This is a genomic window from Pseudomonas sp. ADAK21 (genome assembly GCF_012935735.1).
Lineage (GTDB): Bacteria > Pseudomonadota > Gammaproteobacteria > Pseudomonadales > Pseudomonadaceae > Aquipseudomonas > Aquipseudomonas proteolytica.
This window is the reverse complement of the sequence record NZ_CP052857.1, coordinates 5886723-5903866: the sequence shown is the minus strand read 5'-3', so window position 1 is coordinate 5903866 and position 17144 is coordinate 5886723. Positions and strand designations below refer to the sequence as shown.

Annotated in this window: 8 protein-coding genes and 1 pseudogene; 1 reads left to right on the top strand and 8 read right to left on the bottom strand. The window is 63.9% G+C overall.

The window, feature by feature from the left end; all coding sequences use genetic code 11:
* Positions 1–41 precede the first annotated feature (41 nt).
* The 5 genes and pseudogenes from HKK57_RS27470 to pvdM form a co-directional block, all read right to left on the bottom strand.
* Positions 42–4652: pseudogene (locus tag HKK57_RS27470) on the bottom strand (amino acid adenylation domain-containing protein); the annotation flags it as partial.
* A 293-nt stretch (positions 4653–4945) separates the two neighbouring features.
* Positions 4946–6595 (bottom strand): cyclic peptide export ABC transporter, encoded by a 1650-nt coding sequence (locus HKK57_RS26525; RefSeq protein ID WP_070995218.1) that lies wholly within the window; start codon positions 6593–6595, stop codon positions 4946–4948.
* A gap of 138 nt (positions 6596–6733) precedes the next feature.
* Positions 6734–7612, bottom strand: coding sequence for a dihydropyoverdine dehydrogenase (gene pvdO / locus HKK57_RS26520; protein ID WP_169391136.1), 879 nt, complete (start codon positions 7610–7612; stop codon positions 6734–6736).
* Between the two features lie 28 nt (positions 7613–7640).
* Positions 7641–8912, bottom strand: coding sequence for a pyoverdine-tailoring periplasmic protein PvdN (pvdN, locus tag HKK57_RS26515; protein ID WP_169391135.1), 1272 nt, complete (start codon positions 8910–8912; stop codon positions 7641–7643).
* On the bottom strand, positions 8909–10270 hold the full coding sequence (gene pvdM / locus HKK57_RS26510; RefSeq protein WP_169391134.1) for a pyoverdine-tailoring dipeptidase-like protein PvdM: 1362 nt from the start codon (positions 10268–10270) through the stop codon (positions 8909–8911). Before pvdM ends, pvdN begins: the two co-directional genes overlap by 4 nt.
* A 194-nt stretch (positions 10271–10464) precedes the next feature.
* Between pvdM and pvdP the strand changes: the two genes are divergently transcribed.
* On the top strand, positions 10465–12093 hold the full coding sequence (gene pvdP, locus HKK57_RS26505; RefSeq protein WP_169391133.1) for a pyoverdine maturation tyrosinase PvdP: 1629 nt from the start codon (positions 10465–10467) through the stop codon (positions 12091–12093).
* Positions 12094–12338: 245 nt separating this feature from the next.
* Here the strand turns inward: pvdP and HKK57_RS26500 are convergent, their stop codons facing one another.
* Genes HKK57_RS26500 through HKK57_RS26490 form a run of 3 tightly spaced genes read right to left on the bottom strand, consistent with a single transcriptional unit; the run spans position 12339 to position 16893 of the window.
* A complete protein-coding gene (locus tag HKK57_RS26500; protein ID WP_169391132.1) occupies positions 12339–13739 on the bottom strand; it encodes an efflux transporter outer membrane subunit in 1401 nt (466 codons plus the stop codon).
* 7 nt (positions 13740–13746) lie between these two features.
* Positions 13747–15720 (bottom strand): MacB family efflux pump subunit, encoded by a 1974-nt coding sequence (locus HKK57_RS26495; RefSeq protein WP_133715622.1) that lies wholly within the window; start codon positions 15718–15720, stop codon positions 13747–13749.
* Positions 15721–16893, bottom strand: coding sequence for an efflux RND transporter periplasmic adaptor subunit (locus tag HKK57_RS26490; protein ID WP_092235484.1), 1173 nt, complete (start codon positions 16891–16893; stop codon positions 15721–15723).
* Positions 16894–17144: the final 251 nt, after the last annotated feature.

Here is a 17144-nt window from a genome sequence, read left to right as displayed (position 1 = left end):
ATGTCTTCGATCTGCTGGACCGGGATGCTCAGTGTGTCCAGTTGTGCCTGGCTCAGCCCAGCCAATGGGAAGTCAGAGGGGGTTGCACCTTGATGATGGGTATCGCAGCAGTAGGCGATCAACTGTTCGAGCGCCTGCAGGCAGCTGTTGGCGAGGTTCTGGATGGCCTCGACGGGGAAGACTTCGTGGCTGAAGGTCCAGCCCATGCTCAGTTGGTTGTCATAGACCTGACTATTGATGGTCAGCCAGTTACCCAAAGGCGTTTCGCTGCTCTTTTCGGCACCACGCTCTTCGCCCGTAGGGACAAACAGCGCGCCTTCGGCACTGTCGAAACTACCGTCGAACTGGCCCAGGTAGTTAAAGGTAATGCGCGGTATGGGCAACGCGCCCAGGCGTTCCCGAGTTTGAGCGTCACCCAGATAGCGTAGAACGCCAAACCCAATACCTTTGTCCGGGATGGCTCGCAGTTGCTCCTTGACCTGTTTGATGGCTTCGCCCAAATCCTGGTGGGCGGTCAACTTGACCGGATACAGGCTGGTGAACCAGCCGACAGTGCGAGTCAGGTCGATATCATCGAACAGGGATTCGCGGCCGTGGCTTTCCAGTTGGATCAACACGTTTTCGCGCGCGGTCCATTGGCTGACTGCACGGGTGAGGGCCGTGAGCAGCAGATCATTGATTTGTGTGCGATAGGCTGCGGGTGCGACTTGCAGAAGTTGTTGGGTCAGGGTTTTGCTGAGTTGGATATCGACAGTCGTCGCCTGGGTGTGCCGCTGGCTGCCTTCAGGGTTTGCGTGTGGCAGGTCGTGGCTGGTGTCGTCTAGTTGCTGCGTCCAGTACGTCAGTTCCTGTTGCAACTCAGCCCTCTGCCCATACCCCAGCAACTTCTCACCCCAGGTCTTGTAGGCGCTGGTCTTTTCCGGCAGCCCGATCGTCTGACCCGCTTGCAGTTGACGATAAGCCATCTGCAAATCATCAAACAAAATCCGCCACGACACCCCATCCACCACCAGGTGGTGAATGGCCAACAGCAACCGCTGGCTGCCGTCCTTCAGACCCACCAGCACCGCCCGCAGTAGCGGCCCATGTTGCAGGTCGAGGCTGCGTTGGGCTTCGTCGCCCAAAGATTGCAACTGTGTGGCGTCGTCGATGCGGGTTTGCCACAGCACCGACGCGGTCTGCGGGCGGTATTCAGCGTTCCAGCCAGAGTCGGTCTGGGTGAAGCGCAGGCGCAGGGCGTCGTGGTGTTGGATCAGGGCGTTGAGGGCCTGTTCCAGTAGGTGCGGGTCCAGGGTTGTGGCGGGTTTGAGCAGCACGGACTGGTTCCAGTGGTGGCGCTCGGGGATGTCGGTGTCGAAGAACAGGTGTTGGATCGGTAGCAGCGGTGCCAAACCCGTGACCAGGCCCTGGTCGATCGCCAGGCCCTGGCCCTGGTTTTTCGCCACGCTGGCCAGGCCCTGGATGGTCTGGTGTTGGAACAGGTCCTTGGGGGTGAAGTGGATGCCGGCCTGGCGCGCGCGGCTGACGACCTGGATGGAGATGATGGAGTCGCCGCCCAGTTCGAAGAAGTTGTCGTTCAGGCCGATTTTTTCCAGTTTGAGCACGTCTTGCCAGATGCCTGCGATGCGCTGTTGCACTTCGTTTTGCGGGGCCACGTAGGCGTGCAGGGCCTGGTTGGCATCGGGGGCCGGCAGGGCCTTGCGGTCGAGCTTGCCGTTGGGAGTCAGGGGTAATTGCGCCAGGATCAGCAGGTGGCCGGGGACCATGTAGTCCGGCAGGTGTTCGCCGAGGTGGGCCTTGAGGGTGTCGCGCAAGGCGTCCTGGCGGATGATGTCCGTTGCCGGTTCTGTTGGCACCACATAGCCCACCAACTGCGCGCCGCCCGGGGCTGGGTGGGCGATGACCACGGCTTCGCGCACCGTCTGGTGTTGCAGCAGTTGCGCTTCAATTTCCCCCAGTTCGATGCGCAAACCGCGGATTTTGACCTGATGGTCGATGCGCCCGATGTAGTCGATGACCCCATCGGCGCGGTAGCGGGTCAGGTCGCCGCTGCGATACAGACGCGCGCCATTGCTGGCAAACGGGTCGGGAATAAAGCGTTCGGCGGTCAGGCCCGGGCGCTGGTGGTAGCCCTGCGCCAGGGAGTCGCCGCCGATCAGCAGCTCGGCGTGGGTGCCCACCGGGCACAACTGCAGGTCATGATCGAGCAGGTAGGTGCGCACGTTGGCGATGGGGCGGCCGATAGGGGCGATGGCGCCCTCTGGCAGGCGGTCGACATCAAACAACGTGGTGTCGATGGTGGCTTCGGTTGGGCCGTAGAGGTTGCACAGGCGGCCGTTCCAGCGCTCGCGCAACTGTGTCACCAACGCGGTGCCCAGGGCTTCGCCGCCGAGCAGCAGCAAACGCAAGGATTGCATCTGCGCGCCCTGTTCATCGGCAAGCAAGGCTTGCAGCAGCGAAGGGGCCATTTGCAACACGCTGATGCGCTGGGCGGCCACTTGCGACCAGAGCATCGACAGGTCTGCGGACAGTTCGCTGGACGCTAGGACCAACTGCGCACCGTTGAGCAATGGCAGCCAGAATTCCCACACCGAGGCGTCGAAGCTGAAGGCGGTTTTTTGCAAGACCCGGTCCGCAGCGCTCAGGCCCAATTCGCCCTGCATCCACAGCATATGATTGGTCAGGGCGCCATGGCGCACTTGCACGCCCTTGGGCTGCCCGGTGGAGCCGGAGGTGTAGATCATGTACGCCAGGTGATCGGCGCTGACCGTGACCGGTGGGTTGGCGCTGTCATAACCTTCCAGCCAGTCGCTGTCCTGGTCCAGGCTCAGGGACGGCAGGCGGTCCGGGACGGGCAATGCCAGGCTGCTTTGGGTCAGCAGCAGGCCGATGCCGCTGTCATTGATCATGTAGGCCAGGCGGTCGGCGGGGTAGGCCGGGTCCAGCGGGACATAGGCGCCGCCGGCCTTGAGCACGGCCAGCAGGGCGATCACCATTTCCAGGCTGCGTTCCAGGCCAAGGCCCACGCAGGTATTGGGGCCGACGCCCAGTTCCAGCAGCTTATGGGCCAGTTGGTTGGCGCGGCGGTTGAGCTGGTCCAGGGTCAGTTGCTGGTTGCCGAACTCCACGGCAACGGCATGGGGCAGGCGTTCGGCTTGTTCCGCGAACAAGACATGCACCGGTGCGGCGTTGGCGTAATGGACCGCCGTGGCATTCCACTGCGCCAACTGCTGGCCACGCTCCTCGGCGCTGAACATCGGCAGTTCGCCGATCCGTGCCTGGGGCTGCTCGAGCATCGCCTGCACCAGGTTCTGGAAGTGCCCGGCCAGGGTGGCGATGGTCGCCGGGGCGAAGCAAGCGGCGTCGTATTCAAAATGCGCAGTGATCTGCTGCTGGCTGTATTCCACATCCAGCGACAGGTCGAACTTGGCCTGCAGCGGGTGGCTGTCCATAAAACTCAATTGCAGCGGGCCCAGGTGCAGGGCCGCCTCCTGCACGGCGCCGACACGCCAGTTGAACAGGGTCTGGAACAGCGGGTTGGCCTGGGGGCTGCGTTGCAGGTGCAGGTCTTCGAGGATCAGCTCGATGGGGTAGTCGGCATGTTCCAGGGCAGCGAGGGATTGCTGGCGCAGGCCCTGGAGGAACGCGCTGCAGGTTTGTTCGGGCGCCAGTCGCGCGCGATACACCTGGCTGCTGACAAAAAAGCCCACCAGGTCCTGGATCTGCGCCTGGTTGCGGGTGGCGTTGGGCACGCCGACGGTGAAGTCGACTTGGCCGCTGTAGCGCCCCAGCAGCAGCTGCCAGGCACCCAGGAGCACCACGAAGGGTGTCACGCCCTGTTGCTGGCAAAAAGTCTGCAAACGTTCGCTCAACAGGGCGGGCAGCGCGTGCCCATGATGGCCGGCGCCTGCGTGTTGTTCCAGGCGCTCGCGGGGCAGCTCCAGGGTGGGGATCTCGTCGCCCAGGCAGGCTTTCCAATACTGCGCAGCTAAGCTGTGTTGCGGCGTCAGCGGGTAGTCCTGGCGCTGCCACTGGGCGTAGTCGGCGTACTGGATGGCCGGGCGCGGCAGGGCCTGGCCCGGTTCGCGCAGGGCGCTGGCCAGGTCGTGGATCAGGATCGGGTTGGACCACGCGTCCGAGACGATGTGATGCATGTTGAGCAGCAGCACGTAGTCCTGCTCGGCCTGTTTGAGCAGGGTGCTGCGAATCAGCGGCGCCTGGCGCAGGTCGAAGGGTTGGGTGGCGTGCTGGCGGATGCGCTGTTGCAGTTGCAGGTCGCGCTGCTGGCTATCCAGGGTGCTCAGGTCCTCTTCCAGCAGGGTCAGGCGCGCGCCGGGTTCGATGACTTGCAGGGGTGTGCCGTCGGTGTCGCGAAAGGCCGTGCGCAGGATGTCGTGGCGATCGATCACCCGATTCAGGGCCGCTTCCAGGGCGCGCGCATCCACCGGGCCCTTGAGGGCAATCGCCCGTGGCAGGTTGTAGGCATGGCTCTGGGGATCGAATTGTTGCAGGAACCACAGGCGCTGCTGGGCGAACGACAGCGGTACCGGGTCATGCCCGGCGAGGCTCTGGATGGACTGCCCGGCGCCGGCTTCATCGGCCAGCAATAGGGCCAGCAGGTCGTCGTCGGGAAGTTGGTTCAATTGGTTCATGATCGATCTCGTCGCCGTCGGCAGAGGAAATAAGCTGTGTCAGGAAGACGAAGATCGATCGATGAGATTTAGGCGCAATGGCCTGTGGCTAGGGAGCTTGTCTGTGGTTGCTGGAGCTTGTCCGTGGCGAGCGGGCTTGCCCCGCGCTGGGCTGCGAAGCGGCCCTAAAACCAGGCGCCTCGGTTTGTCTGAATAAACGCGGGGCGTTTAGGGGGGGCTGCTACGCAGCCCAGCGCGGGGCAAGCCCGCTCGCCACAGACAAGCTCATTGCCACAGAAGGCCTGCCTCAGGTATCAGGCAAAGGCTTTCTCGCTGATGACGCGCCCGGCCTGCATGCGCACCAGTTGGTCAGCCACATCGAAGTAACGGTCATCGTGGGAGATGACGATGATGGTCTTGCCCAGGCGCTTGAGGTCCGGCAGCAGCTCGGTGTAGAAAATCCGCCGGAAGGTCGGGTCCTGATCGGCCGCCCACTCGTCAAACACCAGCACTGGGCGCTCATCGAGCCAGGCGTTGACCAGGGCCAGGCGCTTGCGTTGCCCGGTGGACAGGTCGGTGGTGGTGAACGCACCGTCGCGCACGCTGACCTTGTGCGCGATCTCCAGGCGCTCCAGGTATTGGGTGGCGTCGTCGGGCAGGGCCTTGTCGTTCTGCACCAGGTCGTCGAACAGGAAGTAGTCGGCAAAGATCGTGGTGAACATCTGGCGGTAGTCGTCCAGGCCCAGTGCGTCCACGGGCAGGCCGTTGAGGCGGATTTCGCCTTGCTGCGGGGTGTACAGGCCCAGCAGCAGCTTGATCAGGGTGGTCTTGCCGCAGCCGTTTTCGCCGACGATAAACAGGATTTCCCCAGGCTCGATGCTCAAATTGACCGGGCCCAGCTTGAACGGCTCGCTGCCCTCCACGGGCGGGAAGGCGTACTGCACGTTGCGCAGTTCCAGGTGCTTCATCACCGGCACGCTTTTGTCGGCGTCATCGAGCAGCAGGTGCGGTTCCGGCGAGGAGAAGCGCTCCGACAGGTCGGCAATGCGGCGGAAGGCAATTTGCGCGCGGCTGATGATCGGCAGGTTGCCGATCAGGTTTTCCAGCGGGCCTTTCATGTACAGCAGCACCAGGACAAAGCCGCTCATCACCGCCGGGTCCGAGCTGGGCCAGAACTGTTGCAGGGTCAGCGCCAGGCCAATCACCACAAAAAACAGCATCGAGCCCAGGCTCTTGGCGATCACGAAAATATTGATCGAGCGGATATGGGTATCGCAGATATGGTCGGCAGTGCCCTGGATATTGCGGGTGTGCATGGCGTGCCGGCGCGGGCGGTGAATGCGCAGTTCCTTGGCGCCCTCGGCAATCGCCGAGTAGTGTTTTTGCAGGTTGTCTTCGGCGTCGCGGGCCGCGTAGAAGCCCTTGATGCCTTTGCTCTGGGCCACGAACTGCACCGCCGAACCAATCCCGATGGCCAGCAGGGTCATCAGGAAGATCGGCCAGGACAGCACCGCCAGGTAGCCCAGGCAGCCAAGGATCACTGTGGTGGAAATCGCCAGCGGGGCGAAAGCGAAGGCGAAGTCGCTGATGGTGTCGACGTCGTGGGTCAGCACCGGGATCAGGCGGTGGGTGCGATAGCGCTCGATCTGCTCGATGGGCGCGGCGAGCACCTTGGCGCCGAGGTCCTTGCGCAGTTTGGCAATCACCTTCTGCCCGACGAAGTTGGTGCCGATATCGGCGCCGATACTGCTGAGCAAGGCCAGCAGGCATAGCCCGGCGAAGGCCAGGACCACGCCGGTACCCATGCCGTCGGCGCTGTGCAGGCCGCGGTTGACCGTGGCCAGCAGCGCGGTGACGCTGAGGCCGCCGATGATGCCCAGGGTGATGGAAGAAATGACAATCCGTCGATAGGGCTTGAGCAGGCTCAAGAGTTCGCGAATGGCGCTGCGCGGTGCTGCGGTCATGAAACTACCTCGATCGCGACGTGGCTACGTGCTGTGGGCAAGTGAAGGCCTGCATGCGCAGGTTTACCGCTGGCAGGCCGATAGTAGGAGGACGAGTCGGGTGGGGCGCGATTTAGCCTCGCGCCGAGTTGCGCAGGCTCACAGGTCCCGTGCCACCCGCAAGCCCAGCCAGTCGCCGCGCACATTGGAGTAGAGGCTGTTGCGGTTGCCGGAACGGGAAAAAATCGGCGCTTCGCCCCAGTCGTTGCCGCGAATCTGCCGCACCTCGCATTGCCCGGTCAGCCAGGCGCTGCCATCGCTGGGCGCGCCCACATAGCTGTCGTGTTCACAGTCTTCGACCCATTCATAAACGTTACCGTGCATGTCATACACACCGAACGCATTGGGCGCATAGCTGCCGGCGGGCGAGGTGTAGCTGTAGCCATCCGCCGGTCCGTAGGTATTGGCGTGCTTGGCGATGCCGTATTTCTCGCCCTCGTCGAACGGGAACGGGAAGGGCCCGGAGGTACCGCCCCGGGCGGCGTACTCGCGCAGGGACTCGCTGATCAGGCGGTAGTGCTTGCCGGTTTTCTTCGACAGCCAGGCGACATAGGCATTGGCTTCGGCAAAGTCCATGCACACGGCCGGATGCTTGGCGGTGATGGGGTAGCTGGGCTTGCCAGCCGTGCATTTGCGCCCTGGTCGGTCGTCGCCGTCGGGCATTTTATAGCCGGTCTCTCGTATAAAACGGTCCCACTCGCCGGCCAGTACCTGGAAGCGGCTGATGGCCACGGGTTTAGCGAAGGTCACGTCATGGATCGGCCCCTCATCGGGCTGGCGGCCGACTTCATCGTCCGGGGTGCCCATCTTGAAGGTGCCGGTGGGCAGCACCACCATTTCCGGGCAGTGCTTGCAGTCCTTGAACACAGTGCCGGGCTTGGGCGGTGTTGCAGCCTGGGCGGCTGGCGCCAGGCAGGCCATCAATGCCGTCAGGGCCAGGGACTTGAGCAGCGTTGGGGTGAGCGGTTCATCGTTCATGAGTCGTCTCGATAACAAGAAAAAGGTGTCAAAGGGTTTTGTCGAGCAGCGCCAGGAAGCGGTCGACTTCATCTTCGGTATTGAGCAGGCCCGGCGCAGTGCGCACCACCGGGCCGACATCGCGGTTCACCGCGTCGCTGATGACCCGGTTGCGCATCAGGTAGGCGGCCACCTTGTCGCTGTCCTGGCCCTTGACCCGGAAGAAGCTGAAACCGGCCGACAGTTGCGGGCTGGCGGGGGTGACCAGCTCGATGTTCGGGCGTGCCTGCAAGCGTTCCTTGAGGTAGGTATTGAGGCTGTGGATGCGCTGCTGGACCTCGGCCTTGCCCAGTTGCAGGTGCAGCTTGAAGGCCTCATCCAGCGCCCAGCGGTGCTCAAAGGCGTGATAGCCGCCGGGGGAGAAGGAAGTAGCAAAGTCAGTGTCTTCGGAGAACGTCGGCAGGCTCGGGGTGAGGTTGGTCACTTGCTCCGAGGCGGCGCATACCAGGCCGGTGCCCCGTGGCCCGAACATCCACTTATGGGTGCCGGCAATAAAGAAGTCACAGTGCATGTCCGGGAAGGCCAGGTCTTCGACGCCAAAGCCATGCACGCCATCCACCACGTAGAGAATGCGGTCCTTTTCGTCACGCCCCTGGTTGTGGCGCTTGACCAGTTGGCCGATTTCGCCGATCGGCAGTTTCACGCCACTGCCCGACTGGACCCAGGTCATGCCCAGCACCCGGGTATTGGGGCGGATACTGCGCTCGATGTTCGTCAGCACTTCATCGACCGACACGTGGTGGGCGTTGGCGAACAACTTGATCTTGCGCACTTGGGTGGCGTCACGCTGGGTGCGGAACGCGAGGATGCTGTCAGTGGAAAAGTGTTCGTGCTCGGTGGTCAGGATTTCCTGGTCGGGGCGCACGCGCAGGCCGCCGTAGATCATCGCCAGCCCTTCGGTGGTGCTGCCGGTGAGGGCGATCTGGCCGGGCTTGGTCTGCAGATAACGCGCGGCCCATTCACGCACCTGGCCTTCGCGTTTCCAGGGCTCCTGCAGGTCCCAATCCATGGTCAGGCCGGGGTTGCGGTCAATGGCGGCGCGGTGGCGCTCGATGGCCTCGCGTACCGGCCTTGGGTGGGAGGTGATCAGGAAGTTGGAGAAGTGGATGTAGTTCGGGTCCTGGTCGAACAGTTGGCGCAGGCTGGCCCACTTATCGGCGGGTGCCTTGGCGCTGGCGGCCTGAACGTCCAGGCTGGCCCCCAACGGCAGGCTGGCGGCGAGGATGCCAGCCTGTTTGAGAAAGGTGCGGCGGTCGCTCATGGCATCTGCTCGCTTGGCGGCACGCCGGGCTTGGCGGACTGTTGCACCTGCTCCCACACCCGCAGGAAGTTGCCGCCCCACAGCTTGGCGATATCGGCTTCGGAGTAGCCACGGGTGAGCAGTTCGGCGGTCACGTTGCGCACCTCACTCACATCGTTCCAGCCCTTGACGCCGCCGCCCTCGTTGAAGTCCGAGGCGATACCGACGTGGTCGATACCGATCTTGCGTACGGTGTAGTCGATGGCATCCCCCAGGTCCTTGAGGCTGGCCTTGGGCTCCTCTTCGAGAATGGCGTAGAGCTCGCTGGCGTATTCGCCGAACTTCTGTTCCGGCCAGGCGGCAATGATCGGGTCGCCGGGCATCAGGGCCATCGCCAGGTTGGGCAGGGGCGGCAGGTCGAAACGCGCGCGCAGTGCGTTGAGCTTGTCCTGGATCGGTTGGCTCAGCGGGCGCAGATACCCGCCGAACGCCACCACTTGCACCACGCCGCCGCTGTTCTTGATCAGTTGCAGTTCTTTGTCGCTGAGGTTGCGCGGGATATCCACCGAGGCGCGGGGCGCGGAGTGGGACGCGACCATGGGCGTGCGGCTCAACTGCGCCACTTGCTCGAGGGCGGTGGTGGACATTTGCGACACGTCGATGATCACGCCCAGGTCGTTCAGGCGCTGCACCGCTTGCTTGCCGATGGGTGAGAGGCCGCCGAGGGCGTCCGGCGAGTCATTGAAAAACGGCAGCGGGCGCGAAGAGTCGGCCCAGCTGTTATTGCCGATGTAGCTGAAGCCGAACATGCGCATGCCCCGCGCCGTCCACATGTCCAGCAGGTTCAGGTCATTGCCCAGGGGGTAGGCGTTGAGCATGCTGATAAAGATCGCAAACTTGCCCTCGCCATGCAGGCGGCGGAAATCGGCCGGGGTGTAGGCAATGCCCACCTGGTTGGGAAAGTCGCGAACCGTGCCGGTAATGATCTTGTAGCGCACCTCTTGCTGGTTTCGGGCCTCGTCGACAAAGCCTGCGGTGGGTTTGTGCGGCGCGTTGGGGCCATTCCACAGTTCGGGCCAGCCGAACACCGTCAGCGCCGCCCCCGACAGGCGCCCGCGACTGGCCTTGGCCAGGTCGAACTGGCCGCTGCCGTCCTTGTCTGCTTCATGCCCGGCGGTGCCGAAGTCCAGGGGCACGGTGATATGGCTGTCGAACGAAAGCAGGCGGTCCTGCAGTTCATTGGCCTGCTTGATCACTTCCAGCGAATAGCCGGCGTTGCCGCGAAACCAGTGGTCCCAGGCAAAGCCTGCGCCGGCAGCGATGGCCAGGGCCAAGGGCAGACCGATGTATAGAGCCTTTTTCGAACGTGGTTTTGTCATTGCCATCTCAGTCGGTTCGCCTTTGAGGTGCAGGCGCAAGGGGCCTTTGCTATCTGGGAAGAACGAGCGCAGGCCCGGAAAATTTAAGTATCCCCACCATCAACGGTGGGAGCCGGCTCCCACAGTAAATTTGCTGTCCGGCAAAACGTTCTAGCTTGGATAAAGCCTGCTCCAAGGCTGACACAGGTAGGAACATGACGATTTCTCGACGAGGGTTTATCGCAGGCCTGGCGCTGACCGGCGCCGCCGTACCTGCAGCCTTTTATGCCCATCGCGAGTTGACGCGTGAGGAGTTCCCCATCACGCCCGAGGAAGCCACGGTGGACCTGGCGGACACCGCCGGCCAGCAGTTGGCGAACAGCCTGCGCGGGATCTGGAGCCTGCGCCTGGAGGGGCGTGATGCCGGGCTGCACGGCTTGCCCCTCGATGATCTGCAACTGTTTATTGATATCGCACCGCGTGGCCGTAGCGTGCGCGGCTACCTGGACACCGCTGGGCACCTGCGGGGGCCGGATGAGCCGCGCTACCAAGTCCTGGGTGATCTGGTTCCGGGCAATGCAGCGCTGCTGTACTGGCGCCTGATCGACCGCGACTCGCCAGATGGCATGCCGGCCTATGAATTCAAGATGAGCCTGGACGAAGTCTGGGACAGTTTCGGCAATGCTGGCAGCGGCACCCTCAGCGGGCAGATCCTCAACCTCGACCGGCCCCTGGCAGCGTTGGAGCTGGATAACCGGTTTGTCGCCACCAAGCAGTTGTTCCCCGAAGCCCGCGAACGAATCGGCCTGAACCCTGCGCTACTGGCCTGGTTGATAGCCCCCGAGCACCGCCTGTTCCACCAGCTCTGGCACGCCTCGCGGGACCAGTGGCACAAGCTGCCCGAAGACAAGCGCAATGCCCTGCGCGGTATCGGTTGGCAGCCCGGGCCACGGGATAACGAGCGCGACGCCCGTGGCCCGCGCAAGGATCGCAATGGTTCGGGTATCGACTTTTTCTTCATGCACCGGCACATGCTTGGCACCGCGCGTTCCCTGCAGGATTTACCGTCCTGGCCGCGCTTCCCGCAGCCCCAGCCAGAGCTTGAGCGTGATCGCCAGGGCTTTGCGCGCTACTTCGACAATCACGATGGCTTCGCACTGCCGCCGACCTGGACGGCCAGTGGCGACGAGCAGTACAGCCAGTGGGTCAGTGATATCAAGGCGGCCGAGACCTATCACAGCAACTTCCAGGTGTGGGAGTCGCAGTACCGCGACCCGCGTTACCTGGCCAAGTTGACCCTGGGCCAGTTTGGCTCTGAGGTTGAGTTGGGGCTGCACGATTGGTTGCATATGCGCTGGGCGTCGGTACCGCGCGACCCGTCCAATGGCGCGCCGGTGCCCTTTGCCCGGGATCCGGCGGATTTTGCGGCGCGTTGGTATGAGCCGGAGAATGACTTTTTGGGCGACCCGTTTTCCTCCCATGTAAACCCGGTGTTCTGGCATTTTCACGGTTGGATCGATGATCGCCTTGAGGATTGGTTTCGCGCCCATCAGCGCTTTCATCCGGGTGAGCTGAACCGCCTGGAGGTCAATGGTGTGCCATGGTTTGCGCCTGGGCGCTGGGTTGAGGTGGGTGATCCTTGGCTGGGGCCGGATACCCATGGTTGCAGCACTACCCCGGGACTGCAGATGGGCCGCACCGTGGAAATGGACCCGGAAACCATGAAACTGGCATTGCGCATCACCTTTGGTGCCGATGACGACAAACTGCAGGACTTGTTCCGCAAGGTGCCCAAGCGGCCGTGGTATGCGCGGCATTTGAAGGTCAAGGAACGCACGATTTGACCGCCGCGTGTGTGGGCTTATTGTGGCTAGCTGGCTTTTTGTGGGGCGCGGGCTTGCTGTGGCGAGCGGGCTTGTTGTGGCGAGCGGGCTTGCCCCGCGCTGGGCTGCGGAGCGGCCCCCCCTAAACCTCCCCGCGTTTATTCAGGCAGACCGAGGCACCTGGTTTTAGGGCTGCTTCGCAGCCCAGCGCGGGGCAAGCCCGCTCGCCACAACAAGCCCGCTCCCCACAACAAGCTCGCTACCTGTTAGATATCGGACGCCTGCCAACCGCCGCCCAGCGCCTTGTACAGCGCAATACTCGCCGCCAACCGCGCCTGGCGCAGTTGCACGTTCAAATCCTGGGCGGCATACAGCGTGCGCTGGGTTTCCAGTACGGTAAGCAAGTCCTCCGCGCCGGCCTCGTAGCGGCTTTGGGCGATGCGGAACGCGGTCTGCGCCTGGTCCAGCTCCTCGCGCTGCCACTGGCGCTGTTCGTCCAGCCGGCGAATGCTGCTCAGGGCTTTTTCCACATCGGCAAAGCCATTGATGATCGCTGCGCGATAGGTTTGCAGCAGTTCATCCTGGCGTGCCGTGGCCTTGTCACGTTCGGCGCTGAGGCGGCCGTTGTTGAAAATCGGTGCGATCAGCCCGCCCGTGAGGTTGTAGAACGGGTTGCGCAGCATATCTGCGGCGCGGTTGGCGCCGGAGCCCAGGTTGGCGGTAAGGGTGATGCTGGGCAGCATGGCGGCGCGGGCGACAATGATGTCGGCCTGGGCGGCCGCCAGTTGTGCTTCGGCACTGGCGATGTCCGGGCGGCGGCTGAGCAGGTCGCTGGGCACGCCGGCAGCGATGTTCGGCCAGCGCAGTTGATCAAAGGCCTGTGGCGTCAGTTGCAGCGCCTGCACCGGTTGGCCGAGCAGGGCGGCGAGGCTGATTCGGGCAGCTTCGGCGCGCTGGCGTACTTCTGGCAACTGGCGTTGCTGCGCGGCGACCAGGCTCTTTTGCTGGGCCAGTTCAAGCTGGGTGGCAGAGCCGGCTTCATAACGGGTCTGCACCAGCTTAAGGACGTTCTGCGCATTGGCCAGGTTCAGTTCGGCGATGCGTTGTTGCTCGTGCAGGGCCAGGAGCTGGGTGTAGGTGGTGGCCACGCCGCTGAGCAGGGTCAACTCCACCGTGGCACGCTCGAATTCACTGGCGCGCACCGCCAGTTCGGCACTGTCGCGCGCGGCGCGCTTGCCACCCCAGAAATCGATTTCGTAGGTGGCCGTCAGGCTGGCATTGAAGTAGTCCACCGCGTCGTTGTTGTTGTCGGCGTCCAGTTCGCTGTAGCCCTTGCCGCGCAGCAGTTTCTGGCGGTTGGCGTTGAGTCCGCCCTTGAGTTCGGGCAGCAACGGCGCGCCGGCCACCACGGCGCCGGCCTGGGCCTGACGCACTCGCGCCACGGCGCTGGCCAGGTCGAAGCTGGCGTTGCGAGCCTGTTCGATCAGTTGGTCGAGCTGCGGGCTGGCGAAGGCTGTCCACCATTGCTGGTTGGCGTGCAGGGCGCTGGCCTGGTTTGCGGTGGCCCAGGCAGGGGGTGGCTGCAGGCCGCTGTCCGGGCGCTGCGCCGGGCTGCTGCATGCGGCCAGCAGCACGCTGGCGGCGACAAGGGTCAAGTGCGCTTTCATAGGGCGATCATTCACTGGTAAGGGCTGTGACCGGGTCGAGCCGGGCTGCTTTGCGGGCGGGCATAAAGCCGAAGATGACGCCGGTGACCAGGGCGCAGGCGAAGGCGCCCAAGGCGGCAGGCAGCGAGAAGGCGACAGCCACGCTGCTGAGGATCAGCGCGCCACCCACCAGCAGGGCCAGGCCGATCCCGGCCACCCCGCCAACCACCGTGAGCATCACCGCTTCGGTGAGGAACTGGCGCAGGATGTCCCGCTGTCGAGCGCCGGTGGCCATGCGGATGCCGATTTCCCGGGTGCGTTCGCGTACGGTCATCAGCATGATGTTCATCACCCCGATGCCGCCCACCAGCAGCGAGATGGCGGCAATCGAACCCAGCATCAGCGACAGGGTGTTCTGGGTCCGCGCCTCGGCCTGGATCATCGCGGCGTTGTTGGTCAGTTCGAAATCGCGCTTGCCGTTGTGCAAGCGCAGCAGCAACTGGTCGATGGCTTTTTCTGCCTCATGCACCTTGCGCGCGTCGGCGGCGGCAATCACCACGTATTCCGGGTTGTAGCTGCCGAACAGGCGGATACTCGCGGCGGAGTAGGGGATGGCGATACGGTCGTCGCTGTCCTTGTCGCCGGAACTGGCACCTTTTTCGGCGAGCACACCGATCACCTGGAACGGCACGTTTTCGATCAGGATGTATTGGCCGATAGGGCTGGGGAGGTCCTTGAACAGCTTGTCGCGCACCCGCTTGCCAATGACCGCGACGGTCGCGGCGGCGCGTTCGTCAGCCTCGGTGAAGTAGCTGCCCTCGACCACCGGCCAGTTGAAGATCGCCGGGAAGTTGGTGTCGTTGCCACCCACGTAGGCCATGTGGTCGACGTTGCCGAAACGCACTCCGGCCTCCGCGCCATTGACCGGCATGATGCGCTTGACCTGTGGCAGCGCGGCCATCGCGGCGACGTCGTTCATGGTGATGATGCCGGGCGGTGTGCGCGGGTTGGGCGCCGAGCCGCTGACATAAAGGATATTGGAGCCAAAGGCGCCCATTTGCGCCATGACCTGGCGTTTGCTGCCTTCACCCACCGCAAGCATCACCACCACCGAGGCTACGCCGATAATAATCCCCAATAGGGTCAGGGCCGTGCGGAAGCGGTTGATCCACATCACCCGCCAGGCCGCCTGCACCGCATCCAGCAGTTCGGCTTTCCACGCACCGTTGTGCTCGGCGCCATCGGCCAGGCGTTGGCGCAGGTCCACCGCTTGCAGGGCCTTGGGGTTGGGCTCGGCGGCAGGTTGGTCGTGGGTGTTGGGGGTGTCGCTGATGATCAGGCCGTCGCGGATTTCGATGATGCGCTTGGCCCGGGCCGCCACTTCGCGGTCATGGGTAATCAGGATCACCACGTGACCCTGGCTGGCCAGCTCGTCGAGCAGGGTCATGACCTCGGCGCCACTATGGCTGTCGAGGGCGCCGGTGGGTTCGTCGGCGAGGATGATATGGCCGCCGTTCATCAAGGCCCGGGCAATCGACACCCGTTGCTGCTGGCCGCCGGACAGTTGGTGCGGGCGGTTGCCGGTGCGCCCGGCCAGCCCCAGGCGGGCCAGCAGGGCGGCGGCGCGGGCGTGGCGCTCGGCGGCGGGCGTGCCGGCATAGATCGCCGGCATCTCGACGTTTTCCTGGGCTGAGCCGGAGGGGATCAGGTGGTAGCCCTGGAATACAAAGCCAAAGGCCTCGCGGCGCAGCCAGGCCAGTTCGTCGGTGTCTAGTTGAGCAACGTTTTCCCCGGCGAACAGGTACTGGCCGACGGTGGGGCGGTCGAGGCAGCCGAGGATATTCATCAAGGTGGACTTGCCGGAGCCCGAGGCACCGACAATCGCCACGAATTCCCCGGCATGGATCGACAGGTCGATCCCGCGCAGCACGTCGACCTGAGGCGCATCACCGCCACCGTAGGATTTGCGGATGTCCCGAAGTTCGATCAGCGGCGTCAACATTCAGCCTCCGCTGCTTTGGGCGGGGCCGATCAGCAGGTGATCGCCTTCGTTGAGGCCATCGAGGATCTGGATGCGCAGGCGATCACTGATACCGACCCGCACCTCGCGGTCTTCGATGCTGCCGTCCTTGGCCACCACGCGGGCCAGTTGCATGTCGGGGCGGGTGCCGCCTTGCAGGGCTGCAACCGGCGCAGTCAGCGCATTGGTGACGCGGCTGGCGACGAAAAACACCTGGGCGGTCATTTCCGCCATCAACGCGTTATCGGCATTGTCGACATCCAGCAGCACGGTATAGAGCACCACGCGGCCGCTGCCACTTTTGCTTGAACTGCTGGGGCTGCCACCGCCCTGGCTGGTTTCGTTCAGGGGCTTGGGGGGGACCGGCAGGATCTGGCGCACGGTGCTGGTCCAGCGCCGGTTGCCACCGCTCAGGGTTGTGAAATAGGCCTGCATGCCAGGTTTGACATGGCCGATATCGGCTTCCGAGACTTCCGCCCAGACGGTCATGGGCGACAGGTTGGCGATCCGCAGGATCAGCGGCGTCTGCTGCTGGCTGTTGAGGGTCTGGCCTTCGCGGGCATCCACGGCGACTACCGTGCCGGAGATCGGCGCGTAGATGCGCGTGTAGCCCAGCTCGGCCTGGTCGACCCGCAGCGTGGCCTGGGCCTGGCTGATCTGGGCCTTGAACATGTTGATGCGTGCCTGGGTGGCGTCCAGTTCGGCCTGGGCAGTCTGCACGTCTTCATCGCGGGTGGCGCCACCTGCGGCCAGACGTTGCTGGCGCTGGAACTTCTGCTGCGCCAGGCGGTTTTGCGCGTGCTGCTCCTGCAGTTGGGCCTGCAGATTGGCGATGGAGTAACGAGTGGCGTCGAGCTTGGCTTGTTGGGTGGCGGGATCGATCTCGACCAGCAGGTCGCCTTCCTTGACCTGGGCGCCGGCTTCGACGTGAATCCGGCGGATCTGCCCCGACGCCTGGGCGCCGACATCGACGTAGCGCCGCGGCTGCAGGGTGCCGAGGGCGGTCACGCTGCTTTCGATATCGCCCCGGTGTACTTGCAGGGTGGCAAATTTATCCCGACCGGGCGGGATCAATTGCCAGGCGGCGAAGGCGGCCACGGGGATCAGGCAAAGTGCTGCCAGCAGAGCGCGCCGGGTGTGTCGGGGACGGTTCATGCACGGGTTCCAGCCAGGAAAGTTCGGACCGCAACTCAATCGCCCGCAAGGGCAGAGACAGGCGCGGGAAGCTGTCAGGTAAACGAGGTATTTGCTCTGAAATTTAACTGCTTACATACGCCGTTACAGCTGGGCGAAACGCCAGTATTGGACGGCGAGGGTGAGGCAATTCAAATCTAGATGAGAATTACTATAAATTAGAAGAGCCCAAACTGCCATCACTGTGCGGCCACGGCAGCTACCTTCGTGGC